Origin of the sequence: Nocardioides sp. InS609-2 (assembly GCF_023208195.1) — a bacterium.
GTDB lineage: Bacteria > Actinomycetota > Actinomycetes > Propionibacteriales > Nocardioidaceae > Nocardioides.
Map to the genome: position 1 here is coordinate 1938589 of NZ_CP060034.1, position 25478 is coordinate 1964066.

A 25478-nucleotide genomic window follows, 5' to 3' on the forward strand; every position below is an offset into this window, starting at 1 on the left:
CTCATCCGGCCGGCTGCTCGCGGGGCACGGTCATCGCCGCGATCGCCGTCGTCAACGGCACGGCGAGCACCAGGCCCATGCCGCTGGCCAGCGTGCGCACGATCTCCTCGCCGATCTCCTCCGTGGTGAGCAGGACGGACACCGGCAGGCCGTAGAGCTGGAGGATCAGGAGTACGGCGAGCGCGGTGCCGGCGTACGCGAACACGATCGTGTAGATGGTCGAGGCGATGTGGTCGCGGCCGATCCGCATGCCACTCGCGAACACCTCCGCTCGGCTCATCGTCGGTGCCGCGGCGCGAATCTCCCACACCGACGACGACTGGGTGATCGTCACGTCGTTGAGCACGCCGAGGCCGGCCACGATCGTCGCGCAGGCCATCAGGCTCTGGAAGCTGAGGTCGCCGACGTACGACGACAAGATCCCGGCCGACTCGTCGGCCATGCCGCTCAGCCGCGTCGCACTCACCGCCACGACGCCGATCGCCGCGGTGACCAGGATGCCCGCGAGCGTGCCCGCCAGCGCCGCACTCGTGCGCATCGACACCCCGTGGGTCAGGTAGAGCACTACGAACATGATCGTGGCCGAACCGGAGAGACCCACGAGGAGCCCGGACTCGCCCGTGAGCAGGGCCGGCAGCATGAACTCCCAGATGAGCAGACCGCTGAAGACCAGCCCGACGAGTGCGAACACCCCTCGCCAGCGCGCGACCACGACCACGAGCAGGGCGAAGACCAGCGTCATCACCAGGAGCGGAGTGAGTCGCTCGGTGCCGAAGTAGCCATACGCCGGATCAGCGCCCTCGGCAGCCGGAGTGCGTTGTAGCCGGACGTCGTCACCCGGGACGAGCCCGGAGTCCGTCACCTGCGGAGCGACCGGCACCGTGACCGACTCGCCCTTCCCGGTTCCGTTGCTGACGGTGGCCTCGATGTTGCCGCAGCTCTCGCCGCTGGTGACGCCGCCGTTCTCCGCGCGAGGACAGGAAGGCTGGACGCTGTCGACCACCGCCGTCGGGAAGGTGACGCCCGGACCGTGCCTTCGGGGTAGTCCGGGGCAAACCGCACCTCAGATCGCTCACGACGGTGCATTTTGCCCCGGACTACCCAGCAGGCCCCCTCCGTTTCGAGACCGGGTCAGGCGGGCTGCTGCCGGGGATCGAGGTCGCCGCACATGATGTCGACGATCTCCTTCTCGGCCCGTTCGGAGATCCGGCCCCAGCCGGGCTGGTAGCCGTAGAGCTCACCCAGGCTGATGGTGCGCGACTGGCCGTCGAGGATGTCGACGTCGTCAGGCGTGATCAACGACGGGTGCACGACCCCGACGGCCTCGGAGACCTTGAGCAGGTCGCGGCGCATCGAGATGAGGTAGTTGGCGACCCGCACGCTCTTGAGTCCGACGTCGAGACCCCTTGTGTAGCGCGGGTTCTGGGTGGCGATGCCCACCGGGCAGTGGTCGGTGTGGCACTTCTGGGCCTGGATGCAGCCCATCGCCATCATCGCCTCGCGGCCGACGTTGATCATGTCGGCGCCGAGGGCGAAGGCCACGATGGCGTTCTCGGGTACGCCGAGCTTGCCGGCCCCGATGAACACGACGTCGTCCGCCAGTCCGGCGGCCGCAAAGCGCCGGTGCACCTGGGTGAACGCGACGCGGAACGGGTAGGCGACGGAGTCGGCGAAGATCATCGGCGCAGCGCCGGTGCCGCCCTCGCCACCGTCGATGTTGACGAAGTCGACGCCCCGCTCGCGTGGCAGCATCGCCTCGATCAGCTGGTCCCAGAACTCCAGGTTGCCGACCGCCGACTTGATGCCGACAGGGAGCCCGGTCTCACCGGCCACCAGCTCGACGAAGTCGAGCATCGAGTCGACGTCATCGAAGACCTCGTGCCGGCTGGGCGAGGCACAGTCGACGCCCTCGGGGATGCCACGGATCGCCGCGATCTCGGACGAGACCTTCGCGCCCGGCAGCATGCCGCCGAGGCCGGGCTTGGCGCCTTGGCTGAGCTTGATCTCGATGGCTCGGACCGGCGCGGAGGCCACGAGCTCCTTGAGCCGCCCGATGTCGAACTTCCCGTGCTCGTCGCGGCAGCCGAAGTACGCCGTACCGATCTGGAAGACGATGTCGCCGCCGTTGCGGTGGTACGGCGAGAGCGCGCCCTCGCCGGTGTTGTGCATCGAGCCGACCATGGCGGCGCCCCTGTTGAGCGCCTCGATGGCGGCAGCCGACAGCGACCCGAAGCTCATGCCCGAGATGTTGACGACCGACGCGGGACGGAAGGCGTGGGTGCGCCCGCGCGGGCCGCCGAGGACCTTGGCGGCGGGCATAGGCACCCTCTCGTCGCCGTGCGGCGCGGTCTGCGCGCCCGGCCCCATGAAGGTGCGGTGCTTGATGATCGGGTAGCCCGCGACGTGCTCGATGTCGTTGTCGGTGCCGAACCCGAAGTAGTTGTTCTCCAGCTTGGCACTGGCATAGATCCAGCCACGCTGGTCGCGGGTGAAGGGGCGCTCCTCGTCGTTGGACGCCACGATGTACTGGCGCAGCTCGGGTCCGAAGCGCTCGATCAGGAATCGCGCATGCCCGACCACCGGGAAGTTGCGCAGGATCGCGTGCCGTTTCTGGGTCAGGTCGTGCGCCGCCACTCCACCGATGGCGGCGGCCCCCAGGGCCGCCAGGGTCCACTTCATGCGTCAGGTCTAGTCCCGGGCGGCACTCTTGTCGAGCCGCGGTTTCGAGACGGGACTCCGTCCCTCCTCCACGAGCGGCGGACGGACGCGTATCTTTCGCAGCATGGATCTGATCCCCAAGCCCGATCAGGTCGTCTCCGCGGCGAGCAACGTCGCCCACATGCTGGCCTACGGCGGGCTGGCCGACCTGCGGACGATGCCCCGGACCCTGATCGACGACGGAAACCTGCGCGAGGTCTACCACTACCGACCTGCCGCACACGCCGTCGAGACCGGTGACCCGGTGCTGCTGGTGACGCCGCTTGCCGCACCCGCGCTCTGCTTCGACCTGCGACGTGGCTGCTCGCTCGTCGAGCACCTCGTCTCCGGCGGCCGGCCGACGTACCTAGTGGAGTACGGGCAGGTCTCGTTCAAGGACCGCAGTCTCGGCATGGAGCACTGGATCGACGAGGTCGTGCCGGCCGCGATCCGCGAGGTGTCGGCCCACGCCGGCGGGCGGCCGGTGCACGTGGTCGGCTGGAGCGTCGGCGGCATCTTCGCGCTGCTGGCAGCGGCCGACCAGCCGGACCTGCCGATCGCCTCGGTGAGCCTGGTGGGCTCTCCGTTCGACACGTCGAAGGTGCCGATCATCGCGCCCGTGCGGCCGCTGCTGAACCTCGGCGGTGCAGACCGGGGCATGATCACCCGCGCCTACCAGGCCATGGGCGGCGCACCCCAGCCGCTGGTCAGGTGGGCCTTCCAGCTGTCGTCGTTCCAAAAGCTGGTGACCAAACCGATCGCGCTTGCCACCCACCTGGATGACCGGGACTTCCTGGCGCAGATCGAGGCCGTCGACCGGTTCACGTCGAAGATGACGGCCTACCCGGGGCGCACGTTCGGGCAGCTCTACCACCGACTGATCAAGGGCAACGGGCTGGTCGACGGCACCTTCGAGCTCAACGGCCGCACCATCTCGCTGTCGGCCATCACCGCGCCGGTACTGGTCTTCGGTGGCGCCAACGACGGCATCGCGCCGATCGCCGCCGTACGCGCCGTACTCCCCCTGCTCACCGGCTCCCGCGAGACCCGCTTCGAGGTCGTGCCCGGTGGGCACCTCGGCATGCTGACCGGCCGCGCTGCTGGGGGTACGACGTGGAAGGTGCTCGACGAGTGGGTGGCGGAGTGGTCGACGCCTCCGATCGAGGTGAAGCCGCCGAAGAGGGCCCGGAAGAAGCCGGCCCCGAAGAAGGCGCCCACGAACAAGGTTGCCGCGAAGAAGGCGGCCGCGAAGAAGGCGCCCGTGAAGAAGAAGGCCGCGACGTCGCCCGACCAGCCGGAGTCGGCGATCGGCGTGAACCCGCGCCGCAGGTACGGCTCCCAGGGCTCGCGCTCGCTGACCCGCTGACGACGACGAAGACGAGCCGTAGACATGAGTACGACGACCAGTCGCCGCGCCCTGCTTGGCGGCCTGATGGGTGGCGCTGCAGCCTCGATGTTGCCGGCGCCTCAGTTGGCAGTCGGGGCCCCGGCCCGCGCCGTACGCCGCCCGAACATCCTTGTTGTCTCCATCGACGACCTGGGCTGGCGCGAGCTGGGGTGCTACGGCCACGAGTTCAACGAGACGCCCGAGATCGACAAGCTCGCGCACGACGGTATGCGTTTCACCAACGCGTACGCCGCGGCGCCCCTGTGCTCACCCACGCGAGCCGCCCTGGTGAGCGGGCTCTACCCCGCACGCAGTGGCATCACGGACTTCCTGCATCCGGAGCAGGCGCCGGGGATGCACTTCCTCTCTCCGCGCACCCACAGCCTGCCCGACGCGCTGGGGCGAGCGGGCTACACCAGCGGGATGATCGGCAAGTGGCACCTGACCGAGGACTACACCGGGCGCTACCGCAACCGTCGCGGCAACCCCTACGCGCTCGGCTTCGACGAAGTGCGTGCCTCAGAGAGCCGCTACATCGCCGACGGCGACTACGTCGCGCCGTACGCGTTCATGCCGGCGCTGGCAGGACCGCGCGGTGAGTACCTCACGGACCGGTTGGCCAGTGAGGCCACCGAATACATCACCAAGCACCGCGATGAGCCGTTCTTCCTGCACGTATCCAACTTCGCGGTGCACACGCGGCTGCAGGGCAAGCCAGAGCTGCTGGCGAAGTACAAGGCCAAGGCCGGCGCCGGCAAGCCCGGCAACTCGCCGGTGCTCGCGGCGATGCTCGAGAGCGTGGACCAACAGGTCGGCAGGATCGTGCGCACCCTCGACGAGCTCGGCCTGGCCGGGGACACGTTGCTGATGGTCACCTCCGACAACGGCGCGCCGCGGCACGACGCCAACGCACCGCTGCGCGGCGGCAAAGGGCAGCTCTACGAAGGCGGCATCCGGGTGCCGCTCGTCGCGCGCTGGCCGGGCACGGTGGCAGCCGGGCGCACGGACGACACGATGACCAGCACCATCGACCTGCTGCCGACGGCGGTCGAGCTGGCCGGCCGCACTCCGCAGCGCAAGGTCGACGGGCTCAGCATCGCACCGTTGCTGACCGGGACCGGCACGCTCGACCGCGAGACACTGTTCTGGGTGCACCGGCCGGGATTCCGCCGCGCCGACACCCGAGCCGCCGTACGCGTCGGAGACCTCAAGCTGATCCGGCAGGGCGGCCACTCCGAGCTCTACGACCTCGGCGCCGACCCCGGCGAGAGCCACAACCTCGCGGGCCGCAAGCCCAAGACGGTGAAGGGCATGAACCAGCTGCTGAACGCGCACCTGCGCGACGTCGACGCGGGCGTCCGGTGACCACGCCGGACGCCCTGCCTCACCGACACCCCCGGCATCGCGACGCTGTGGCCGGTCAGGCGAGGATCTCGGCCTCTACATCAGACTCCACCTGAACCGGGGCCCGCAGGAACAGCGTGGCCACCGAGGCGGCCACCCCGAATGCGGTGAACACCGCGATCACCTGCAGCCCCGTCAGCATGCCGGGCATGAGCTCGCCGACCTGCGCCGGGCCCTCCGAAGCAGACGCGTTGACAAGGATGGCCGAGACCACCGCCAGCACGACCGCGCCGCCGATCTGGACGCTGGTGTTCACCAGGCCCGAGGCCAAGCCCTGCTCGTGGTCGGCGACGCCCGACGTGGCCTGGGCGTTGATCGACGGGAAGGTCAGGGCGAAGCCGACGCCGAGGAGCAGCATGGTGGGCAGCAGCAGGGCGGCATAGCCGAGCTCAGGATCCACTCGCAGGAAGAGCACGTAGGCCACCAGGAACGAGCCCATGCCCACTGCAATGAGGACCTGGGTCCGTACCCGGGCCAGCACCCTGTCGATCCGGGTCGAACTTGCTACCACCAGTAGCCCCGCGGGCAGGAAGCCGAGCGCCATGGTCAGGGGCGACCAGCCCAGAGAGTTCTGCAGATAGAGCGTGACCAGGAACTGGAACGCGAAGTAGCCGCCGGCCATGATCGCCCCGGCCACATTGGCGTGCACCAGGTGCGCGGAACGCAGGATGCCGAGCCGGATCAGTGGCGTGGGGTGGCGTAGCTCCGTGGCCACGAACGCCACGGCCAGGACCGCGCTGGCCGCGAACACCGACAGCACGGGCGCGCTGGTCCAGCCACGGGTGGGCGCTTCGACGACGGCGACCACGAACAGCAGCAGCGCACCGGTGCTCGAGACCGCGCCGAACAGGTCGAAGTCGGCAAGGCGGGTCAGGGAGCGCGCGGAGGTAGGGATGACGCGCCAGCCGACCACCACCAGCAGCAACGAGACCGGACCGGGAAGCAGGAACGTGGCTCGCCAGCCCAGCTCGGTCAGCACTCCACCGAACACCAGGCCGAGCGAGAATCCGCTGGCGCCGACCACGGTGTAGATGCTCAGCGCCTTGTTGCGTGCAGGGCCTTCGGCGAACGTCGTGGTGATGATGGAGAGCCCGGCAGGCACGGTGAAGGCCGCCGCGACGCCCTTGACGAACCGGAGGGCGACGATGGCCTCGGGACTGCTCAGCATCGCGCTGACCACGGAGGCGATGCCGAAGACGGTGACGGCGACGAGGAAGACGCTGCGCTTGCCGAGAAGATCGGCGGCGCGACCACCGAGCAGGAGCAGCCCTCCGTAGCCGAGGACGTATCCGCTGACGATCCACTGGAGGGTCGCTGCGGACATGCCGAGGTCTGCCCCGATGGACGGCAGCGCCACGCCCACCATGGAGATGTCGAGGCCATCGAGGAACAGGGCGCCGCAGAGGACGACGAGCAGCAGCCAGGTGCGGGAGGTCCAGCCGTCGGCGGTGTGGATGGAGGCGGAGCTGGAGGGCGGCGTTATCCGTGCCGCAGTCAGGGATGAGGACATGAGGACCATACTCATGCATGTGCATTCAATGTGCAAGCATAATTTGCAGACGCATATTATGCGTAAGAATGTGGTAGGGTGCCCCCATGGCACGCCTCAGCAACGACGATGCGTTGGCGGTGGAGTGGCACCAGCTGATGGGCCGCTACCAGCGCCTGATGTGCTCACTCGACCGGGAGCTAGGCTCGGCACACGCGCTCTCTGCGAGCGAGTTCGAGGTCCTGCAGCAGCTCTCCCAGGCCGACGAGTGCAGCATGCGGATGACCCAGCTGGGCGAGAGCGCACACCTCACGCAGAGTGCGCTCTCCCGTCTGCTGAGCAGGCTCGAGCGCGACGGCCTGCTCACTCGCGAGTCGTGCAACCAGGACCGGCGCGCCCTGTTCGTGGCCCTGACCGATGCCGGGCGCACCCGGTACGCCGAGGCGCGGCCGACGCAGCGCCGGGTCCTGCGCGAAGCCGGGTCGGACTGCCTCGATCGCACCAGCTGAACGAATCGCCGCTGACCACTGCTCCGCTCGCCTGTCCGATGACATGCCTATCGGGACAGTCCGCGAGCGGCGAGCCACTTCGTCGCGGCGGTCTTCGACGCCCGGGCCAGCCAGGCGTCCTGCACGACCTCGGTGATCTCGTCGACGTCGAGCCGGCCGACGTGCGACCCGCGCAGGAGCACCGAGGGATGCCCGTCGAAGTGCGGCGTCGTGAAGTACGGCGACGACTCGTCGTCGACGAACGCGTGCTTGGCCTCCTCCGACTCCACCCAGAACACGATCACGTCGTCGTACCGCTCTCCGGTCTCGGGGTCGAACGCGTCGGGTCGTGCGTTGCGGAAGAAGACGAAGCTGCGGCCGGAGACCTGGTAGACCGTGCGGCCACCTTCGGCCAGCTTCACACCGGGGAGCGCGCGGGCGATCTCGTGGACGTCGTCGACCTTCGCGCGGCGGGCCATGGGGTGAGCGTAGGCGCCTGGGTTTCGAGGCTCGTTTCGAGGCTCGTTTCGAGGCTCGCTGCGCTCGCACCTCAACGCAAGGCTGCGCTCGCACCTCAAGGCAAGGCTGCGCTCGCACCTCAACGCAAGGCTGCGCTCGCACCTCAACCAGCGGCGTACGGCAGACTCAGCGGCATGGGTGCTCTGGCGCGGCTGGTGGAACGCGGGCTGGTGGCCCCCGACTGGGCGAACGCCCTGGCGCCGGTCGACGACCGGATCGAGTCGATGGGCCGCTTTCTGCGTGAGGAGTTGGCCGCCGGGCGGTTCTACCTGCCGGCCGGAGACGACGTGCTGAAGGCGTTCGCGCGGCCGCTGGCCGACGTATGCGTGCTGGTGGTCGGGCAGGACCCTTACCCGACTCCGGGGCACCCGATCGGGCTCAGCTTCGCGGTGGCACCCGACGTGCGGCCGGTGCCTCGGTCGCTGACCAACATCTACACCGAGCTCCGCACCGACCTGGAGATCGAGACGCCGGCCCACGGCGACCTCACCGGCTGGGCAGACCAGGGGGTGATGCTGCTCAACCGCGTGCTGACGGTGCGCCCGGGCGAGGCCGCGTCGCACCGCGGGCGCGGTTGGGAGCAGGTCACCGAGTGCGCGATCACCGCCCTGGTGCGCCGCGGCGGACCGTGCGCGGCGATCTTGTGGGGTCGCGACGCCCAGTCGCTCAAGCCGATGCTGGGATCGATCCCGTGGGTCGAGTCGGCTCATCCCTCGCCGCTGTCGGCGAGCCGCGGGTTCTTCGGGTCGAGGCCGTTCAGTCGGGTCAACCGGCTGCTGGCCGAGCAGGGCGCAGCGCCGGTCGACTGGCGACTCCCGGCCTAGTCGCGGCGTACGCCGCAACGCAGGCACAGGACCCGGTCGCCTCCACAACGGGCGGGAAAAAGTTGAATTCCGGACTATTATGTCTGGCATGACCGACCGCATGCCCGCGCTGTACATCGGCCACGGCGCTCCGCCCCTGCTCGACGACCCGACCTGGTCCGGGCAGCTGGCCGCCTGGGCCGGCGACCTCCCCCGTCCGAAGGCGATCCTCATCGTCAGCGCGCACTGGGAGTCGGCGCCGGTCAGCCTCACCGCCAACGGCGCACCGCTCGTCTACGACTTCGGTGGCTTCGACGCGAAGTACTACCGGATGACCTATCAGACTCCTGACTCCACCGCGCTCGCCGCCCGGGTCGCCGCGATGATGCCCGACACCGAGCCCATGCACCAGCACGCCTCGCGCGGCCTCGACCACGGGGCGTGGGTGCCGCTGCGCATCATGTACCCCGACGCCGACATCCCGGTGCTTCAGATGTCGCTGCCCACCGACGACCCGATCCGCCTGATGAAGCTCGGCGAGCGGCTGCGCCCGCTGCGTGAGGAGGGCGTGCTGATCATCGGGTCGGGGTTCCTGACGCACGGCCTGCCGTTCCTCAGGGAGTTCCGCATCGACGCCGCGGCTCCGGGCTGGTCGACCGAGTTCGACGCCTGGGCCGGCGAGGCGCTCGCGCGCGGCGACATCGACGCGCTCGCGTCGTACAAGTCGAAGGCGCCGGGCATGCCCTACGCGCACCCCACGGTCGAGCACTACACGCCGCTGTTCGTCACCCTCGGCGCCGCCACCGATGCGGAGACGCCCGGCACGCAGGTCATCGACGGCTTCTGGATGGGGCTGTCGAAGCGGTCGCTGCAAGTCGCCTGACACGTCGGCCCAGTCGGCCCAGTCGGGCCACTCGGCCCAGTCGACGAAGGAGCCGGTCACGGTCGGCTTCGACTGGCCCCCGAGGTAGCTGATGCCCGGGATCGTCTCGAGGCCGTCGCTCGGGTTGTCGTGCAGCGTCGAGGTGCGGGTACCTGCTGATCGTCGTAGGGGTCGGTGATCAAGGTCTGCTTCTGGTCGCAGGTGTTCTGGTAGTTGATCCGGCGCTTGCCGAGAGCAGTGGCCAGGGCCAGGAGTGCACGCTTCCCGGTCAGCGTGGGCCTGGAACCCTGCATGGGAGAATGCGGCGGTGAAGATCCTGTCGATCCAGTCCTCGGTCGCCTACGGCCACGTCGGCAACTCCGCCGCCGTCTTCCCGCTCCAGCGGCTCGGTCACGAAGTCTGGCCGGTCTTCACGGTGCACTTCTCCAACCACACCGGGTACGGCGCGTGGCGGGGTCCGCTGCTCTCCCCCGACGACGTCCGCGAGGTCATCATCGGCATCGAGGAGCGCGGTGTGCTGGGAGAGGTCGACGCGGTGCTGTCGGGCTACCAGGGCGGCTCCGGCATCGCCGACGTGATCCTCGACGCCGTGGCCCGCGTCAAGGCGGCCAACCCGCGGGCGACGTACACCTGTGACCCGGTGATGGGCAACGCCAAGTCGGGCTGTTTCGTGGACCCGGCGATCCCGCCGGTGATCCGCGAGCGGGTGGTGCCGAAGGCCGACGTGATCACGCCCAACCAGTTCGAGCTCGGCTTCCTCACCGACACGCACCCCGACACCCTGAAGTCGACGCTGGCTGCGGCCCGAAAGGCGATGGCGATGGGCCCGTCGACCGTGCTGGTCACGTCGGTGCAGCGACCCGACCGCCCCGCCGGCACCATCGAGACGATGGCGGTCAACGCCGACGGGGCGTGGGTCGCGCGGACGCCGTACCTGCCCTTCAAGGCCAACGGCTCCGGCGACGTCACCGCTGCCCTCTTCACCGCACACCTTCACGAGACCGGGTCGGCCGCCGAAGCGCTGGCGTGCACCACCTCGAGCGTCTTCGACCTGCTGCAGAACACCCTCGACTCCGGCGAGCGTGAGCTGCGACTGATCGCGTCGCAGGACACGTTTGCCCAGCCCCGCATGCAGTTCGAGGTCACTCAGGTGCGGTGAAGTGCCACACCGTGAGGCAGACCCGGTCGTCGCGCACCGCGTGCGCGGCCTCCGGCACCCAGCGATGGAGCTGCCAGATCCTCATCGGGAGACCCGGCTGCGGAAGCTCCGGATCACCCGCGTTCTCGTCGGGAGACACGTCGGCCGTGAGCTCCTGGCAGTCCCGGACCACCAACCCGGCAGCCAGCGCCGCGCGCAGGTAGTCGCCTGTCGAGTGGTTCCACTCCTGGATGTAGCCGATGTTGCCCCGGGCGTCGTACTCCGGCATCGGGGAGAACCGGGAGCCGAGGAAGTAGCCGGCCATCGAGCACAGGAGCAGGTGCCCGCCCGGCCGCAGGATGCGCGCCGCTTCTGCGAACGCCGGCCCGAGGTCCTCGACGTGGTTGATCGCCAGGGCGTTGACCATGACGTCGGCGCTCGCGTCCTGGACGGGCATCGACGTGACGTCGGCGACGTCGAACTCCGCTTCGGGCACCTTCGCCCGGGCCACGTCGAGCATGCCCGGCGAGACGTCGTACCCCCGGACTCTGTGGCCCCGCTCTGCCAGGTGCTCGGCATAGCGCCCGGTGCCGCACATGGCATCGACCGCGTCACCGGCCGGGATCGTGTCGAGAATCGGCAGCATCGCTGCCTCGTCCATGGCGAAGAACCCGTTGTCAGGATTGTCGTACGACGGCGCCCAACTGTCGTACCCCTCGGCCATCGAGATCTCCTCGAGGTCGACGCCGTCGCCGAAGCCGTCGGCCTGGTCGAGGAGTCGGCGCATCCCGGCAATGCGGGACCGGGTGAAGTCGCGGTCGTGCTCGCCTGCGTAGGCGCGCATCAGGGCGATGCCCTCGGTGCCGAGGAGGTAGGCGAGCGGGTGCTGGTGGATCTTCGTGGGTGACATGCGTGATCGGTCCAATCAGGGGTGGAGGGACGCGGACTCACCGCCGGTCGCTCGACAGTCACGGTCGGACCGGCGTTGTGGGAGGAATGGCGTCAGCTCGCGATCACGCGGGCAGCCTCGTTGGGCCGCCCGGCCGCCGTCAACGGGTTATCCGGAGCGCTACCGAACAGTCGGCAGGTTCTGGGCCGGGAAATCCTGCGGACTGTTCGGAAACTGTTGAACCCCCCAGCGCTGGATCTCGCACCACCAACCCCGCCGCCTAGTACGACTGGCCGCCGGCGTAGCGCAGCCGCCGAGCGTGCCGACCGCGTCCGTTGTTGCGGTTCTTGTACGTCGGAAGCTGGGAGTCGCAGTTGGGACACACCAGGCGAAGGTTGGCGCGGGCGTTGTTGCCAGAGTCGCCGTCGACCTGGTCGAGGACGAACACCAGCTCCTGGCCGCACCACGTGTGAGGACATGCGCAGACCGCGCAACGGCCGGCTTGCTCGCCCATGAGGAATGACCGCACGTAGTGGCCGCGCTTCGAAGCCGGGAAGGCCTGACCAGTGGCAAGCCACTCGTCCACCAGGTCGCGCTGTTGCTTGCGGCGCTGACAGGCGTTGCTGCAAAACTTGCGGCCGACGCGCCCCGCGCCGACCACCCCACACCCCAGGCACTCGTACATGGGACGAAAGGTAGCCAGCGCCGGGGACATCTCGGAGCCGGTGACGGGACTCGAACCTGCGACCGTCCGCTTACAAGGCGGATGCTCTACCAACTGAGCTACACCGGCATGCGCCGAGAGGGCGCGCGCACATGCTAATCGACCCCCCGTAGTCTCGTCCGGTGCCACTGCTGGACAACCCCCACCACGACGGCTCCCCGGTCTACGTCCGCCTCGGCGACGAGAGCCAGGAGGTGCCCGCGCTGGGCAGCGTCGTGGCCCTGCGGATGGCCAGCAGCACCGGAGACCCGATCGACGCGGTCTGGATCCGGACGACGTACGACGCGGAGCCGACGTTCCACCCCTGCACCCGTGACGACGACGGTGCATGGACCGGCGCGATCCCGGTGCACAACCCAGTCACGCACTACCGGTTCCTCATTGTGCGGGGCGACAGCCAGGAGTGGCTGACGGGTGCGGGACTGGCCGACCGCGATGTGCCCGATGCCTACGACTTCAAGCTCAGCGCCCACCCCGCCGCGCCGGCATGGGGCCGCGAGGGCGTGGTCTACCAGATCTTCCCGGACCGGTTCGCCCGCTCGGCCGCTGCCGACGGACGCACGACCCCGGGCTGGGCGCTGCCTGCCGCCTGGGACGACGAGGTGATCTTCGAGCCCGCCGATCTGCGCACACCGCACCAGCTCTATGGCGGGGACCTCGACGGGATCACCGAGCACCTCGACCACGTCGCCGAGGTCGGCGCCGACATCGTCTACACGACGCCGGTCTTCCCTGCCGAGAGCAACCATCGCTACAACGCGTCCACGTTCGACGGCGTCGAACCGCTGCTCGGCGGCGACGCGGCCTACCAGCGCCTCAGCCGGGCCGTGCACGACCGCGGCTGGCGCATCATCGGCGACCTCACGACCAACCACACCGGCGACACCCACGAGTGGTTCCGCACGGCGACGGCCGATCCCCACGCGCGCGAGCGAACGTACTACTACCTCGACCACGAGGGCCGCTACGAGTCGTGGATGGGCCACCCCACGCTGCCGAAGGTCAACCACTCCGACCCCGCGCTGCGCTCGGCCATGGTCGAGGGCCCCGACTCCGTGGTCGGGCGCTGGCTGCAGCCGCCGTACGACCTCGACGGCTGGCGGATCGACGTCGCCAACATGACCGGTCGCCTCGGGTCGGTCGACGTCGCGCACGACGTCGCCCGTGCCGTACGACGCACCGCCGAGGCCCTGCGCCCGGACCCGTGGGTCATCGGCGAGCACAACCACGACGCGACCGGTGACGTCGACGGCGACGGCTGGCACGGCGTCATGAACTACTCCGGCTTCTCGTGGCCGGTCTGGTCGTGGCTGGTCGACCCGGCCTCCCCCGCCCGGCCGTTCGGTCGTCCGGTCACCGTGCCGCGACGACCCGGACCGGTCGTCGTACAGACATTGCGGGAGTGGCAGGGCACCCTCGGCTGGCGCGCGACCGCCAACTCGTGGAACATCCTCGGCTCCCACGACAGCGCCCGGATCCGCACCATGGTGGGCGATCCGGCGGTCCACCGGGTGGCTGCGGGGCTTCAGTTCACGATGCCGGGCGTGCCGATGGTGTTCGCCGGCGACGAGATCGGACTGGAAGGCGTGCTCGGCGAGGACTCCCGCCGGCCGATGCCCTGGGACCGCCGCGACGAGTGGGACCACGCCACGCTTGCGACGTACTCCTCTCTCGCGGCCGTGCGCCGCGAGCACCCCGCGCTGCGCGGGGGCGGGCTGCGATGGGTGTACGTCGATGACGACACGATCTGCTTCCTGCGCGAGCACCCCGCCGGGTCGGTGCTCGTCACCGCGCGGCGGGCGGGAGGTTCCGCCTTCGACGTGCCGTACGACGGTGCGGAGCTGCTGCTGGCGACCGAGCCCGGGGCTGCGGGAGACCCGGGGGCAGCGAGTGCCGGGCCGGTGCTGACGATCCACCTCGCCGCTGGTTGAGGTGCGAAGGCCGCCAGGCCTGAGCCTCGAAGCCGAGATGAATGGGGGCCTTGGTTTCGAGGCTCGTCGCTGCGCTCCTCGCACCTAGACCAGCGAGAAGCGGCTACTCCTCGTCGGTGGCGATGACCTCGTCGGGACGCTTCTTCAGCTCGTTGTCGATGTAGTCCTGCGCGGTCTCGAAGATGCCGACCTCGTGGCCGGCCCGCTCGGAGAGGTACCAGCGGTGCACGAGGATCTCGTGGTAGATCTCCGCCGGCTCGAGCTTGCCGCGCGCGTCGGGCGGGATCATCGCCATGATCGGTTCGTAGATCTGGGTCATCCAGCGGCTGGCGACCAGGTGCCGGTCCTCGCGGCCGAGGTCGAAGTGCGCGGTGAACGACGCGAGGTCGTTCAGCAGCCGGCGGGCCTGGTTGTCCTCGACGTTCATGCCGGTCAGCGCCTGCAGCTCGCGACAGTGGTGCCCGAGCTCGACGACCTTGGGCTGGATGCGCACGCTGTCGCCGTCGAAGTCGGTGACGATGTCGATCTCCTCGACGTCGAAGCCGAGGTCGTTGAGCCGTTCGACGCGCTGCTCGATGCGCCACAGGTCCTGCGCGGAGAACTCCTCCTCCGAGGTGAGCTCGGTCCAGAGCAGCTCGTAGCGCTCGCGGAGGTAATCGATGATCTTGTGCCCCGGAGTCTCGGTGTCGACAGCGCCACTGGCCTGCAGGTCGAGGAGCTCGGCGAACACGTTCTCGCAGCCCACCGTGACGTCGTACTCCCGCATCCGGGGGCTGACCTCGTCGCGCAGCTCGCCGGTCTCGGCGTCCACGAGGTACGCCGCGAACTCGCCGGCGTTGCGACGGAAGAGCACGTTGGACAGCGACACGTCGCCCCAGTAGAAGCCGGCCAGGTGCAGCCGGACCAGCAGCACGACGATCGCGTCGACGAGGCTGGGCAGGTTCTCGCCCGTGAGGCCGTGCGAGAAGAGGCTGCGATAGGGCAGCGAGAACTGAAGGTGGTGAGTGATCAGCGCGGCCGGCAGCTCCTCGCCATCAGCGTCGACCCGCCCGGCCACGACCCCGTGCGGGACCACCGCCGGGAGGCCGAGGCGCTGCATGTCGCGCAGGGTCGTGTACTCCCGGAAGGCGATCGGCTCGTTCGTCTCCTTGACCGCGTAGGTGTGCGTGCCGAGCCGGATGATGCGTACGACGTGCCGCGAGAGGCCGCGCGGGAGCGGGACGACGTACTCGTCGGTCCACTCCTCCAGCGGCGTCGACCACGGCAGCGTCAGGATCGCCGGGTCGGGGCGGCTGGCCACGATGCGCAGGGCCATGGCCGCAGGCTAGTCCTGTTGGTGGCGCGCTGGCCCTAGGTTGGCGTCCGTGGAAACCCGCGCCCTGACTGCCGACGACCTGCCGCTGACGACCGCCCTGAGCAAGGAGGCGTTCGGCGCCTGGCCGGCCGGCACGCCCGACCCCGACCCGGCCACGTTCCCACCGCCCGGCCGGCACAGCTGGGGCACCCTCGACCAGGGCGTGCTGCTGGCCAAGGTGATGGGGCGCGAGTACCACTCCTGGTTCCACGGCGTCGAGGTCGCCACCAACGGCATCGCGGGCGTCGCCGTACGCACCGAGTCGCGTGGGCAGGGGCTGCTCGACGACCTGTTCCGGGTCGTACTCGACGAGGGCCTGCGCGAGCGCGGCGAGGTGATCTCGACGCTCTTCCCGACGGCGCCGGGCATCTACCGTCGCTTCGGCTACGAGCTGATCTCGTCGTACGACGCCGTCGAGGTGCCGACGAGCGCGCTGGCCGCGGTCCGGCCCGCCGAAGGCATCACCCTGCGCCGCGCGACCGCCGACGACTTCGACGCCGTCCGGGCCGTGTACGACGCGTGGGCCGCCGCCCACAACGGGCCACTCACCCGCCGCGGAGCGTCGTTCGTCGCCACCGCTCAGGAGTTCATCGACGCCTTCACCGGCGTCACCCTGGCGTGTGACGCCGCTGGAGAGGTGCTCGGCTACAGCTCGTGGGTGCGCGGCTCCGGCTACGACCACACGGCCACCATCGAGGTCGCCGACCTGCTGGGCTCGACGCCTGACGCGTTGCGGGCGCTACTGCGCTCGCTGGGCTCGTTCGCCACCGTGACCGGGCACGTGCGCTTCGAGACGTCGGGCCTGGACGCGATACGCCTCCTCCTGCCGTCGCTGGCCTGGCCGGTCACCAGCGGGCATGCCTACATGCTGCGCGTGCACGACGTCGTCGGCGCCTGCACCGGGCTGTCGCTGCCCGAGGGCGGACCGGTGCGCTTCTCGGTCGAGGGCGACCTGATGGAGACGATGGACGGCTCCTACGAGCTCACCGGCGGCACGTCGGTCTGCACCCGCGTCGACTCCTTCGACGGACCGGTCTTCGCCCCTCGCGGCCTGGCCATCGCCTACGCCGGCGCGGCCTCGTGCGCGACGATCCGGACCGCCGGGCTGCTCACCGGCCCCGCGACGTACGACGCGGGGATCGACGGGCTCTTCGGCGCACGAGAGCCGCACATCCGCGACTACTTCTGATCGGTGGGCTCTGCGTCGACGAGCGGGATGGGCGTCCACGCGTTGGCCACGAGATCGCCGTTGGTGCGCAGCAGCACGCTCTGGATCCCGGTCGGCCGGCCCTCGGCGTACGTGATCAGCGCAACCGATGCGTCGCGGCGCGGCTTGCTGCCGACGGCGATGGCGTACGCCGCCCCGCCGGTGGTGCCCATCGTGTAGGACCAGCCGGTGCTGCCGTCCTCGCCGGCCACCTCGGTGGGGCCGACCTCGACGTGCAGGTGTCCGCCGACGACGAGGTCGACGCACCCGCGGGCCAGGGCTTCCTTGCCCAGGTTCGCGTCGTGCACGAGCATCGTCGACACCCGTTCGTCGGCCGCACACGCCGCGTCCGCCAGTCTCTCGCCCACCTCGGTGGACGACAGCCCGGTCTCGTCGCGCCAGTTGCCCAAGCCGCTCGAGCGCGGGTCGTCGACGCCGAGCAGCGTGGTGTTGGCAGGCCCGTCGATGATCTCGCCGTCGAACGTCGTCCAGCCGAGATCACCGAGGTAGCGGGCCACGAACGTGCCGTTGTCGTGGTTGCCCGCCACCGCCCACCGGTCGAGGTCGCCGAACGCGTCGTCGAGGGAGTCCAGCGAGAACGCCTCCCACGCGGCGCCCGACGAGGTGTCGTCGCCCGCGTCGTAGACAGCGGTCCCGCCGCCGGCGTCACTGATCGCGCGCGCGACCTTGTCCATGCCGATGTTGTCGTGCCGGTCGGACACCAGCGTCACCACGGTCTCGCCCTCCTCGGGCACGCGCAGCTCGAGCTCGCCTGCCGCATCGACGACGTCGGCGTAGAACTCCTTGCTCTGGTCGTACGTCGACGCCGCGCTCTCGAAGAGCCGCTTCGACTGATCGGTGGTCACGTCGACGCGGATCTCGACCCCGTCGGCCTCCTCGGGCAGGGGTACGTCGTCGCCGAGGTAGTCGGCCAGCGGGATCCACTCGCGCGCCTCCTCGACCGAGTCGTCGCGGGTCTGCCACGGCTGCCAGAAGGCGATCGCGATGAGCAGCAGCACCAGCGCGCCGACCAGCGTCTTCAGCTGAAGGTGCCGGAGGCCGAGCAGCAGCTCGCGGCGCCGCTCCCGGCCCACCAGGTAGTAGATCGCGACGGGCAGGCAGCCGACCGCAGCGCCTCGCAGCGCAGCCGACAGCGCCATGTCGACGACCAGCGCCTCGGCCTTCGCGATCTGCGCGTCCGGCTCCGCCGCGATCACGGCGTAGCGCTGGAACAGCTCCGCGGTCGACGCGGCCTCGGTCTTGCCGAGATCGATGCTGACGCCGATCCGGCCCTTCGTGGCGATCCGGAAGTTGGGCAGCACCGGCCCGGTCTTGAGCACCGCATGGCTGTCGAGCGTCGGGCGGAGTACGGCGTCGTGGCTGGCCAGCACCGTCGTGCGGCTACTCGTCAGGAACAGGGTCGACGCCGTTGCCAGGGACACGACCAGCCACACCGCCGCCATGGCGATCCAGCGGAGGGTGGTCGTGTGCCGAGGGCGGCGCATCGGGCGACTCAGCGGGCGGCGCGCGCCTGCGACACGGCGTACAGGGTGACGGAGGCTGCGACGCCGGCGTTGAGCGACTCGAGCTGGTTGGCCATCGGGATGCTGACGAGCTGGTCGCAGGTCTCGGCGACGAGTCGCGAGAGGCCGTTGCCCTCGGAGCCGACGACGATCACGAGCGGTACGTCGAACAGGCCGCCCTCGGACACCAGCTGGGGCAGCGTGACGTCACCATCGGCCGCGAGACCGACGACCATGCAGCCGGCCGACTGGTAGGCCTTGAGCTGACGGACGAGGTTGACGGTCTGCGCGATCGGAGTGCGTGCTGCGGCACCGGCCGAGGTCTTCCACGCCGACGCGGTCATGCCGGCCGCGCGGCGCTCGGGGATGAGCACGCCGTGCGCGCCGAAGCCCGAGGCCGAACGTACGACGGCGCCGAGGTTGCGGGGGTCGGTGACGGAGTCGAGGGCCACGATCAGCGCCATCTCGCCGCTGCCGGCGGAGTTGAGCAGGTCGTCGGCGTGGGCGTACTCGTACGACGGGATGCGGGCTGCGAGGCCCTGGTGCACCGCGCCACCGGTCATCTTGTCGAGCTCGGCCTTGGTGACCTCGAGCAGCGAGAGACCGCGCTCGGCAGCCAGCTTGAAGGCCTCACGCAGCCGGGCGTCGCGCTCGGCGCCCTCGGCGACGTAGATGCCGGTGACCGGGATGCCGGCACGCAGCGCCTCGACCACGGAGTTGCGACCGGCGACCCACTCGGCCTCGGTGCTCTTCGCGCTGCGGCGCTTGGGGCGGGCCTGCTCGGCGCGCTCGGTCTTCTCGTTGGACTTGTAGACCTTGTGGTTGGGGCGGTCCTTGGCCTTCGGCGTCGGCCCCCGGCCCTCGAGGCCGCGCTTCACGCGACCGCCCGAGCCCACGGTCGGGCCCTTGCCGGTCTTGCGGATCGCGCCCTTGCGGGATGAGTTACCTGGCATCAGATGCTCCATTGGGGGCCGGTGGGGGTGTCCTCGATGTCGATGCCCGCGGCCACGATCCGGTCGCGGATCGCATCGGCGGTGGCGAAGTCCTTCGCCGCACGCGCCTCGGCACGTCGTTCGAGGAGGCCGGCGACGAGGACGTCGACGGCCTGGGTGAGCTTGTCGGTGTCGGCGGAGGAGCCCGTGGACCACGCAGCGTCGGAGGGGTGCAGCCCGAGCACGTCGAGCATCGCCAGGATGACCGACGCATAGGTGGTTGCGTCCTGCCCGGCAGCCAAGGCCTTGTTTCCGAGCCGCACATGGTCGTGGATGGAGGCGACGGCGGCGGGTGTGCCGAGGTCGTCGTTCATGGCGTCCCAGAAATCCTGGGACACGGATTCGGCGTCCGTCGGCTGCGCTAGGTCGACACCTGACCGCTCGAGGAACGCCTCGATCCGCCGGAACCCGGTCGCGGCCTCCTCCAGCGCCTCGAAGCTGAACTCCACGTGGCTGCGGTAGTGCGCCGCCACCAGGTAGTAGCGCAGCTCGATGCCGCGGAAGCGCTCGAGCACAGCGGGGATCGTCAGCGAGTTGCCGAGGCTCTTGCTCATCTTCTCGCCGGCGGTGGTGATCCACGCGTTGTGCATCCAGTACGACGCGAAGCCGTGGCCCGCGGCGCGCGACTGTGCCTGCTCGTTCTCGTGGTGCGGGAACCGAAGGTCGACGCCGCCGCCGTGGATGTCGAAGGCCGTGCCGAGGTACTTCTCGGCCATCGCCGAGCACTCGATGTGCCAGCCCGGACGCCCCGGACCCCATGGCGAGGGCCAGGCAGCGGTCTCGGGCTCGGTCGCCTTCTTCCACGACTTCCACAGCGCGAAGTCGCGCGGGTCGCGCTTCCTGGCTGCCATCTGCGGGTCGGCGACTGCCTCTGCTGACTCCATGTCGTCGATGCCCTGCCGCGTCAGCTCGCCGTACGACGGCCAGGAGCGCACGTCGAAGTAGACGTCGCCGGACCCGTCCTCCGCGGCGTAGGCGTGGCCGCGGGTGATGAGCTGCCCGATCATCTCGATCATCTCGGGGATGTGCCCGGTGGCGGCCGGTTCGTAGGTCGGCGGCGCGACGTTGAGCGCGGCGTAGGCCCGGTCGAGCTCGCGGTGCATCGCGTAGGCGAGGTTGTACCAGGGCCGGCCCTGCTCGGCGGCCTTCGCGAGGATCTTGTCGTCGATGTCGGTGATGTTGCGGATGAACGTCACGTCGTAGCCGAGCACCCCCAGCCAGCGCTGCAGCACGTCGAAGTTGACCCCGGAGCGCACGTGCCCGACGTGCGGCTCGCTCTGCACGGTCAGCCCACACACGTAGAGACCCGCCTTCCCCTCCTCGAGGGGGACGAAGTCACGGACCTCGCGGGTCGCGGTGTCGTGGAGCCTGAAGTTCACCAGCCCATCCTAAGTGCGGCCCCGACGCCGCCCTGCATCCGCGCGGCATCACCGAATGGCGTGACGGATGGGGCTGATGTGACCTACCGTCGTCGCGTGCGCCGCCTTCCCCTCACTGCCCTGCTTGCCGCCGTGCTCGTGCCTGCGCTGACCGTCCCGCAGGCCGCCACGGCCGACACGGCGCGCGTCGAGGATCGGCAGATCACGCAGACCTCCTGGACCTCCGGCGGCCAGCTGCGCGCCGGCACCTTGGTCGGCGTCAAGGTCGCGAAGGGGTCGCTGAAGCTCAAGAAGCCGACCGGGCACCGTACCTACCTGGGCAAGAAGTACGAGACCGGCAGCTGGACGTCGGCCTGGGTCGAGCCCGGCTTCGCCCTCACCGAGCTGATCCCCTCGTGGCAGGCCACCACGCCCGGCCAGAGCTGGATCGAGGTCAAGGCGCGGGTCCGCACGACCGCCTCCACCTCCTCATGGGACGTGATGGGCCGCTGGACCTCGGGCGAGGCCATTCGCCGCACCTCCGCCGGCACTCAGACAGACGACCTGGCTCGCGTCGCCGTCGACACCTTGCGCATTCTGGGCGACACGAATGCCGCGACCGGCTGGCAGCTGAAGGTCACGCTGCTCCGCGCACCCGACTCGGGCGCTGTCGTCTCGCTCGACCGGGTCGGCGCGGTCGCCTCACGGCTGCCCGTCACCGACGACGTACACACCTCCGCGCCCGGGCCGGGCGTGGGCACCACCCTCGACGTGCCGGCGTACTCCCAGATGGTGCATGCCGGTCACTACCCGCAGTGGGGTGGCGGCGGTGAGGCCTGGTGCTCGCCGACGTCGGTCGCGATGGTGCTCGGCTACCGCGGCGCGACACCGGCCGCAGCGCTGGCCTACGCCGGCTCCGGCCACCCCGACCCGATGGTCGACTACGCAGCCCGGATGACCTACGACCACGGCTACGACGGCACCGGCAACTGGGCCTTCAACACGGCGTACGCCGGGCAGTCCGTGCCCGAGGCGTATGTGACGCGGCTGCGCAGCCTGCGTGAGGCCGAGGACTACATCACCGCCGGCACCCCGCTCGTCGTGTCGGTCGCATTCGGCCGCGGCGAGCTCACCGGCGCCCCCATCTCGTCGACGCCCGGCCACGTGATGGTGATCGTCGGCTTCACCGCGACCGGAGACGTGGTCGTCAACGACCCCGCCGCCCCCACCGACGCGAGCGTTCGGCGTACCTACAGGCGCTCGGAGTTCGAGGACGCCTGGATCCCGACCTCCGGCGGCACGGCGTACGTCATCCGCTGAACTTCGGCGGCCAGCGGGCTACGCGTCCTGCACGGTGAAGTCGACGCCGTGCCAGCCCTCGGAACCGTTGGGTACGACGTCGACCAGCGCGCTGCTCTGCACGAACCCGGTCTTGTCCGTGGCGCGGACGCGCAGGATGCGGTCGCCCGGGGTGACCGACACGGTGGCCGCCCACTGCACCCAGGTGTCGTCGGTGCCGGGGTCGGCGATCTCGGCGGTCGTCCAGGCACCGCCGTCGAGGGCGACCTCGACCTTCTCGACGCCGGTGTGCTGCGCCCACGCGATGCCGCCCACGCGCAGGTCGCCGGCCGGGACGTCGGCGCCGGACCGGGGTACGTCGATGCGTGAGGACAGCTTGACCGGCCCCTGCTCCGACCAGCCGCGGTCGGTCCAGTAGGCGGAGAAGTCGCTGAACTTCGTGACCTCGAGGTCGACTACCCACTTGCACGCCGACACGTAGCCGTAGAGCCCGGGAACGATCGTGCGCACCGGGAACCCGTGCTCGAGAGGCAGCGGCCGGCCGTTCATCGCGACGGCCAGCATCGCGTCGCGATCGTCGGTGAGCGCGGAGAGGGGGGTGCCGCATGTCCAGCCGTCGTCACTGGTCTGGAGCACGGCGTCGGCGCCCGCCTGCACGCCCACCTCCTCCAGCAGCGCGGCCAGCCGGACGCCGCTCCACCAGGCATTGCCGATGAGTGGCCCACCCACCGGGTTGGAGACGCAGTTGAGAGTGATCCAGGCCTCGGTGAGCTCACGGTCGAGAAGGTCGGAGAAGCTCAGCGTGAGCTCGCGGTCGACCAGGCCGTGGATGCGCAGCCGCCAGTCGCTGGCGGTGATCGTCGGCACCGCGATCGTGGTGTCGATGAGATAGAAGTCCTCGGGGCGAGTGCGCCAGGGCGTGATCCCGTCGACGCCGATCCGGGTCTTGACCGGAGGTTCGCGCCGGGTGATCCCGGGCAGCCGCAGCAGCCGTCGACTCTCCTCGACCCTGCGCTTGCCGGCACCCACGAAGCGGCCCAGCACCGCTACGCCCGCTGCACCCGCACCGATCGTGGCCGCCGTCGTCAGGAACCGGCGCCGACCGTCGTCGTCGGCGCCCGGTGCCGGCTTGACGCGACGGCCGAGCAGGTCGAGGCAGACCACCCAGGTGACGAAGCCGACGATCACCGGCAGTGCGTCGGTCGCCCGCGCCCCCGAGTGGCTCAGCACGGCGAAGAGGCCGAAGCCGGCCAAGGCCAGCCAGGCCAGCAGCGACCAGCGCCACGATCGGGAGCCCAGCCACCCGACGATCACGAACATGAGAGAGGTCAGCAAGATGACCGTCACGACGAGCACCGGCTTGTCGGCGTGGCCCAGGAGCCTGATGGCGCGTTCGGCGACGAAACCCGGCGTCATCCGCACGACCAGCTCGGCGACGGCCACGACCGGCGACTCGCGGATCGTGAGGAGCAGGGCGACGGCGTAGCTCGTCGCGAGACCAGCGAGGCCGGACACCAGTCCTGCCACTGCCCACCTGCGAGACCCCGTCATGTCCCAAGTGTGACTCAGGCATGATCATGTCGTGACCGACCTGCCCCCTCCGGCCCTGCCGCGCACCGGCGTCGGCACCGACGTACACCGTCTCGTCGAGGGTGCGGAGCTCCAGCTGGCCGGCCTCGCCTGGCCAGACGAGCCCCTGGGTCTCGCGGGTCACTCCGACGCCGACGTGGCCGCCCATGCCGCCTGTGACGCGCTCCTCTCGGCCGCCGGGATCGGCGATCTCGGCAGCAACTTCGGTACGTCGGAGCCCGAGTGGGCCGGCGCCTCCGGCGCGGCACTGCTCGCCGAGACCGCCCGTCGGGTGCGCGCGGCCGGCTACGAGATCGGCAACGTCGCGATCCAGGTCATCGGCAACCGCCCCCGCCTCGGGCCGCGCCGCGCCGAGGCCGAAGCCGCACTGTCGGCGGCTGTCGGTGCTCCGGTGTCGGTCTCGGCCACGACCACCGACGGGCTCGGCCTCACCGGCCGCGGCGAGGGCATCGCCGCCATCGCCACCGCACTGGTGGTCGGCCGGTGATCACGCAGGACGGCCTCGAGCTGTACGTCGAGCGGCACGGCCACGACGACGCCCCGCTGACCGTCGTACTCGCGCACTGCTGGACCGCCGACGTCGCCGACTGGCACTACCAGGTGCGCGACCTGCTGAGCCGCTACGGCCACGAGATCGCCGTGCTGACGTGGGACCACCGCGGCCACGGCCGCTCGGCCAGGTCACCGGCGGCGTCGTGCACGGTGGCCGACGTGGCCCGCGACATGGGTGACGTGATCGACGCACACGCGCCCACCGGAGCCCTGGTCGTCGCCGGTCATTCGCTGGGCGGGATGGCGATGATGTCGCTGGCCGAGCAGCGACCCGACCTGGTCGAGCGGGTACTAGGCGCGGCGTTCGTCGCCACGTCGTCGGGCCACATGGACAAGGTGACCCTCGGGATGCGCGAGCTTGCTCCGCGGGTCAAGGCGCAGGTGCCCCGGCTGCTGGCTGCCCGGGCCCGGCTGCTGTCGCGCCGCGAGCGCCGTCGTACACCCCGGATCGAACGGTGGGTGGTCAACAGGTTCCTCTTCGGAGAGCCGCTGCGCCCGCGCGACGCCGGTCTCGTCGTCGACCAGATCATCAACTGCCCGCCGGAGACGATGAGCGGGTTCTACGCCGACTTCCAGACGCACGAGCGGGCCGCGGCCCTCGCGGCGTACGACGGGATCCCCACGGTCGTGCTCGTCGGCAGCGAGGACCTGCTGACCCCGCTGTCGCACGCACGGCGGATCGCCGCCTCGGTGCGCGGCGCCCGGCTCGTCGTGGCGCCCGGCGCCGGCCACATGCTGCCCCTGGAGCGAGATCGTCTCGTCAGCGACGCGCTGATCGAGCTGGTGGACGCAGCCCTCGTCGCCACCGGCTAGCCAGCGGACGCCTCCGGCAGCCTTCGCAGACCAACCAGCACCACGCCGTCGACGACGCGAACCTCATATACGGGTACGACGACGTGCGGATCGTCGAGACACTCACCCGTGCGCAGGTCGAACGCGTGCCGGTGCAGGGGCGACGCCACGAACGGCACGTCCCCCCGCACACCCACGATGCCGCGGGCCAGCGCCGACGCCTTGGCGAACGGGTCGTAGTTGCCCAGCACGCGCACCTGGTCGTCGTCGGTGCGGAAGATGGCCACCGCCTGCCCGTGCACGAGCGCGGTCGCGCCGCGGTCGACCTCGAGCTCCACCAGCCGGCACACCGGTTCCCACTCCGTGCCCATCCGCGCCTCCTCCGGTTGCTCCCGAAAGTAGGTGCGCCGTGTTGTGGCGGGGTCTCCGTCGTGTTTCGTCCGTGAAACGGACCGCCGT

At 70.3% G+C, this 25478-nt stretch carries 23 protein-coding genes and 1 tRNA gene; 11 read left to right on the top strand and 13 right to left on the bottom strand.

Annotation, left to right across the window (positions count from 1 at the left end; all coding sequences use genetic code 11):
* Position 1: 1 nt before the first annotated feature.
* Both H4Q84_RS10155 and H4Q84_RS10160 read right to left on the bottom strand, forming a co-directional pair.
* A complete protein-coding gene (locus tag H4Q84_RS10155) occupies positions 2 to 1003 on the bottom strand; it encodes a YibE/F family protein (protein WP_248583266.1) in 1002 nt (333 codons plus the stop codon).
* A gap of 128 nt (positions 1004 to 1131) precedes the next feature.
* Positions 1132 to 2679, bottom strand: coding sequence for an FMN-binding glutamate synthase family protein (locus H4Q84_RS10160; RefSeq protein WP_248583267.1), 1548 nt, complete (start codon positions 2677 to 2679; stop codon positions 1132 to 1134).
* 103 nt (positions 2680 to 2782) lie between these two features.
* On the opposite strand from H4Q84_RS10160, the gene H4Q84_RS10165 reads away from it, so the two are divergent.
* Together H4Q84_RS10165 and H4Q84_RS10170 are read left to right on the top strand one after the other, a co-directional pair.
* Entirely contained in the window at positions 2783 to 4063 is a 1281-nt protein-coding gene (locus H4Q84_RS10165; protein ID WP_248583268.1) for an alpha/beta fold hydrolase, read from the top strand.
* A gap of 24 nt (positions 4064 to 4087) precedes the next feature.
* Positions 4088 to 5449 (top strand): sulfatase, encoded by a 1362-nt coding sequence (locus tag H4Q84_RS10170; RefSeq protein ID WP_248583269.1) that lies wholly within the window; start codon positions 4088 to 4090, stop codon positions 5447 to 5449.
* A gap of 55 nt (positions 5450 to 5504) precedes the next feature.
* Here the strand turns inward: H4Q84_RS10170 and H4Q84_RS10175 are convergent, their stop codons facing one another.
* A complete protein-coding gene (locus H4Q84_RS10175; protein ID WP_248583270.1) occupies positions 5505 to 6998 on the bottom strand; it encodes an MFS transporter in 1494 nt (497 codons plus the stop codon).
* A gap of 86 nt (positions 6999 to 7084) precedes the next feature.
* Here H4Q84_RS10175 and H4Q84_RS10180 point away from each other — a divergent pair, with 86 nt between their 5' ends.
* Positions 7085 to 7486 carry a MarR family transcriptional regulator gene (locus H4Q84_RS10180; protein ID WP_248583271.1) on the top strand — a complete coding sequence of 134 codons (402 nt, stop codon included), beginning with the start codon at positions 7085 to 7087 and terminating at the stop codon, positions 7484 to 7486.
* 47 nt (positions 7487 to 7533) lie between these two features.
* Here H4Q84_RS10180 and H4Q84_RS10185 read toward each other — a convergent pair whose 3' ends face one another.
* Complete coding sequence (locus tag H4Q84_RS10185; RefSeq protein WP_248583272.1) at positions 7534 to 7944, bottom strand: hypothetical protein; 411 nt, start codon at positions 7942 to 7944, stop codon at positions 7534 to 7536.
* Between the two features lie 174 nt (positions 7945 to 8118).
* Here H4Q84_RS10185 and H4Q84_RS10190 point away from each other — a divergent pair, with 174 nt between their 5' ends.
* The 3 genes from H4Q84_RS10190 to pdxY all read left to right on the top strand — a co-directional run bounded on the left by H4Q84_RS10190 (position 8119) and on the right by pdxY (position 10829).
* Complete coding sequence (locus H4Q84_RS10190; RefSeq protein ID WP_248583273.1) at positions 8119 to 8808, top strand: uracil-DNA glycosylase; 690 nt, start codon at positions 8119 to 8121, stop codon at positions 8806 to 8808.
* An 88-nt stretch (positions 8809 to 8896) separates the two neighbouring features.
* Positions 8897 to 9670 (top strand): class III extradiol ring-cleavage dioxygenase, encoded by a 774-nt coding sequence (locus tag H4Q84_RS10195; protein WP_248583274.1) that lies wholly within the window; start codon positions 8897 to 8899, stop codon positions 9668 to 9670.
* A gap of 307 nt (positions 9671 to 9977) precedes the next feature.
* Complete coding sequence (gene pdxY, locus H4Q84_RS10200) at positions 9978 to 10829, top strand: pyridoxal kinase PdxY (protein WP_248583275.1); 852 nt, start codon at positions 9978 to 9980, stop codon at positions 10827 to 10829.
* On the opposite strand, the gene H4Q84_RS10205 is transcribed toward pdxY, so the two are convergent.
* The 3 genes from H4Q84_RS10205 to H4Q84_RS10215 all read right to left on the bottom strand — a co-directional run bounded on the left by H4Q84_RS10205 (position 10813) and on the right by H4Q84_RS10215 (position 12490).
* The gene (locus tag H4Q84_RS10205; protein WP_248583276.1) at positions 10813 to 11718 is read right to left on the bottom strand and encodes a class I SAM-dependent methyltransferase; all 906 of its coding nucleotides are present in this window, start codon (positions 11716 to 11718) and stop codon (positions 10813 to 10815) included. The two genes, pdxY and H4Q84_RS10205, sit on opposite strands and share 17 nt — an antisense overlap.
* Positions 11719 to 11977: 259 nt before the next feature.
* Complete coding sequence (locus H4Q84_RS10210; protein WP_248583277.1) at positions 11978 to 12382, bottom strand: HNH endonuclease; 405 nt, start codon at positions 12380 to 12382, stop codon at positions 11978 to 11980.
* Between the two features lie 35 nt (positions 12383 to 12417).
* Positions 12418 to 12490 (bottom strand) — tRNA-Thr (locus tag H4Q84_RS10215).
* A 53-nt stretch (positions 12491 to 12543) separates the two neighbouring features.
* On the opposite strand from H4Q84_RS10215, the gene H4Q84_RS10220 reads away from it, so the two are divergent.
* Positions 12544 to 14352 (top strand): glycoside hydrolase family 13 protein, encoded by a 1809-nt coding sequence (locus H4Q84_RS10220; protein ID WP_248583278.1) that lies wholly within the window; start codon positions 12544 to 12546, stop codon positions 14350 to 14352.
* Positions 14353 to 14455: 103 nt separating this feature from the next.
* Here the strand turns inward: H4Q84_RS10220 and H4Q84_RS10225 are convergent, their stop codons facing one another.
* Complete coding sequence (locus H4Q84_RS10225) at positions 14456 to 15667, bottom strand: DUF4032 domain-containing protein (protein ID WP_248583279.1); 1212 nt, start codon at positions 15665 to 15667, stop codon at positions 14456 to 14458.
* Positions 15668 to 15716: 49 nt separating this feature from the next.
* Here H4Q84_RS10225 and H4Q84_RS10230 point away from each other — a divergent pair, with 49 nt between their 5' ends.
* Complete coding sequence (locus H4Q84_RS10230; protein ID WP_248583280.1) at positions 15717 to 16895, top strand: GNAT family N-acetyltransferase; 1179 nt, start codon at positions 15717 to 15719, stop codon at positions 16893 to 16895.
* On the opposite strand, the gene H4Q84_RS10235 is transcribed toward H4Q84_RS10230, so the two are convergent.
* Genes H4Q84_RS10235 through cysS form a run of 3 tightly spaced genes read right to left on the bottom strand, consistent with a single transcriptional unit; the run spans position 16886 to position 20807 of the window.
* Positions 16886 to 18418, bottom strand: coding sequence for a metallophosphoesterase (locus H4Q84_RS10235; protein WP_248583281.1), 1533 nt, complete (start codon positions 18416 to 18418; stop codon positions 16886 to 16888). The genes H4Q84_RS10230 and H4Q84_RS10235 overlap by 10 nt on opposite strands.
* An 8-nt stretch (positions 18419 to 18426) precedes the next feature.
* Positions 18427 to 19389 carry a 23S rRNA (guanosine(2251)-2'-O)-methyltransferase RlmB gene (gene rlmB / locus H4Q84_RS10240; protein WP_248583282.1) on the bottom strand — a complete coding sequence of 321 codons (963 nt, stop codon included), beginning with the start codon at positions 19387 to 19389 and terminating at the stop codon, positions 18427 to 18429.
* Entirely contained in the window at positions 19389 to 20807 is a 1419-nt protein-coding gene (cysS, locus tag H4Q84_RS10245; RefSeq protein WP_248583283.1) for a cysteine--tRNA ligase, read from the bottom strand. Before cysS ends, rlmB begins: the two co-directional genes overlap by 1 nt.
* Positions 20808 to 20903: 96 nt before the next feature.
* Here cysS and H4Q84_RS10250 point away from each other — a divergent pair, with 96 nt between their 5' ends.
* The gene (locus H4Q84_RS10250; protein WP_248583284.1) at positions 20904 to 22106 is read left to right on the top strand and encodes a C39 family peptidase; all 1203 of its coding nucleotides are present in this window, start codon (positions 20904 to 20906) and stop codon (positions 22104 to 22106) included.
* A gap of 18 nt (positions 22107 to 22124) precedes the next feature.
* Here the strand turns inward: H4Q84_RS10250 and H4Q84_RS10255 are convergent, their stop codons facing one another.
* Entirely contained in the window at positions 22125 to 23636 is a 1512-nt protein-coding gene (locus H4Q84_RS10255; RefSeq protein WP_248583285.1) for a molybdopterin-dependent oxidoreductase, read from the bottom strand.
* A 31-nt stretch (positions 23637 to 23667) separates the two neighbouring features.
* Between H4Q84_RS10255 and ispF the strand changes: the two genes are divergently transcribed.
* Positions 23668 to 24162, top strand: coding sequence for a 2-C-methyl-D-erythritol 2,4-cyclodiphosphate synthase (gene ispF, locus H4Q84_RS10260; protein ID WP_248583286.1), 495 nt, complete (start codon positions 23668 to 23670; stop codon positions 24160 to 24162).
* The gene (locus H4Q84_RS10265; RefSeq protein WP_248583287.1) at positions 24159 to 25040 is read left to right on the top strand and encodes an alpha/beta hydrolase; all 882 of its coding nucleotides are present in this window, start codon (positions 24159 to 24161) and stop codon (positions 25038 to 25040) included. Before ispF ends, H4Q84_RS10265 begins: the two co-directional genes overlap by 4 nt.
* On the opposite strand, the gene nirD is transcribed toward H4Q84_RS10265, so the two are convergent.
* Positions 25037 to 25390 (bottom strand): nitrite reductase small subunit NirD, encoded by a 354-nt coding sequence (nirD, locus tag H4Q84_RS10270; RefSeq protein WP_248583288.1) that lies wholly within the window; start codon positions 25388 to 25390, stop codon positions 25037 to 25039. The two genes, H4Q84_RS10265 and nirD, sit on opposite strands and share 4 nt — an antisense overlap.
* Positions 25391 to 25478: the final 88 nt, after the last annotated feature.

Excerpts from the sequence above, each read along its gene's own strand:
- H4Q84_RS10255 (WP_248583285.1), bottom strand. The coding sequence starts at position 23,636 with ATGACGGGGTCTCGCAGGTGGGCAGTGGCAGGACTGGTGTCCGGCCTC.
- H4Q84_RS10225 (WP_248583279.1), bottom strand. The coding sequence starts at position 15,667 with ATGGCCCTGCGCATCGTGGCCAGCCGCCCCGACCCGGCGATCCTGACG.
- H4Q84_RS10195 (WP_248583274.1), top strand. The coding sequence starts at position 8,897 with ATGACCGACCGCATGCCCGCGCTGTACATCGGCCACGGCGCTCCGCCC.
- H4Q84_RS10205 (WP_248583276.1), bottom strand. The coding sequence starts at position 11,718 with ATGTCACCCACGAAGATCCACCAGCACCCGCTCGCCTACCTCCTCGGC.
- nirD (WP_248583288.1), bottom strand. The coding sequence starts at position 25,390 with ATGGGCACGGAGTGGGAACCGGTGTGCCGGCTGGTGGAGCTCGAGGTC.
- H4Q84_RS10175 (WP_248583270.1), bottom strand. The coding sequence starts at position 6,998 with ATGTCCTCATCCCTGACTGCGGCACGGATAACGCCGCCCTCCAGCTCC.
- H4Q84_RS10235 (WP_248583281.1), bottom strand. The coding sequence starts at position 18,418 with ATGCGCCGCCCTCGGCACACGACCACCCTCCGCTGGATCGCCATGGCG.
- H4Q84_RS10210 (WP_248583277.1), bottom strand. The coding sequence starts at position 12,382 with ATGTACGAGTGCCTGGGGTGTGGGGTGGTCGGCGCGGGGCGCGTCGGC.
- H4Q84_RS10180 (WP_248583271.1), top strand. The coding sequence starts at position 7,085 with ATGGCACGCCTCAGCAACGACGATGCGTTGGCGGTGGAGTGGCACCAG.
- H4Q84_RS10165 (WP_248583268.1), top strand. The coding sequence starts at position 2,783 with ATGGATCTGATCCCCAAGCCCGATCAGGTCGTCTCCGCGGCGAGCAAC.
- H4Q84_RS10185 (WP_248583272.1), bottom strand. The coding sequence starts at position 7,944 with ATGGCCCGCCGCGCGAAGGTCGACGACGTCCACGAGATCGCCCGCGCG.
- rlmB (WP_248583282.1), bottom strand. The coding sequence starts at position 19,389 with ATGCCAGGTAACTCATCCCGCAAGGGCGCGATCCGCAAGACCGGCAAG.
- H4Q84_RS10190 (WP_248583273.1), top strand. The coding sequence starts at position 8,119 with ATGGGTGCTCTGGCGCGGCTGGTGGAACGCGGGCTGGTGGCCCCCGAC.
- H4Q84_RS10160 (WP_248583267.1), bottom strand. The coding sequence starts at position 2,679 with ATGAAGTGGACCCTGGCGGCCCTGGGGGCCGCCGCCATCGGTGGAGTG.
- H4Q84_RS10170 (WP_248583269.1), top strand. The coding sequence starts at position 4,088 with ATGAGTACGACGACCAGTCGCCGCGCCCTGCTTGGCGGCCTGATGGGT.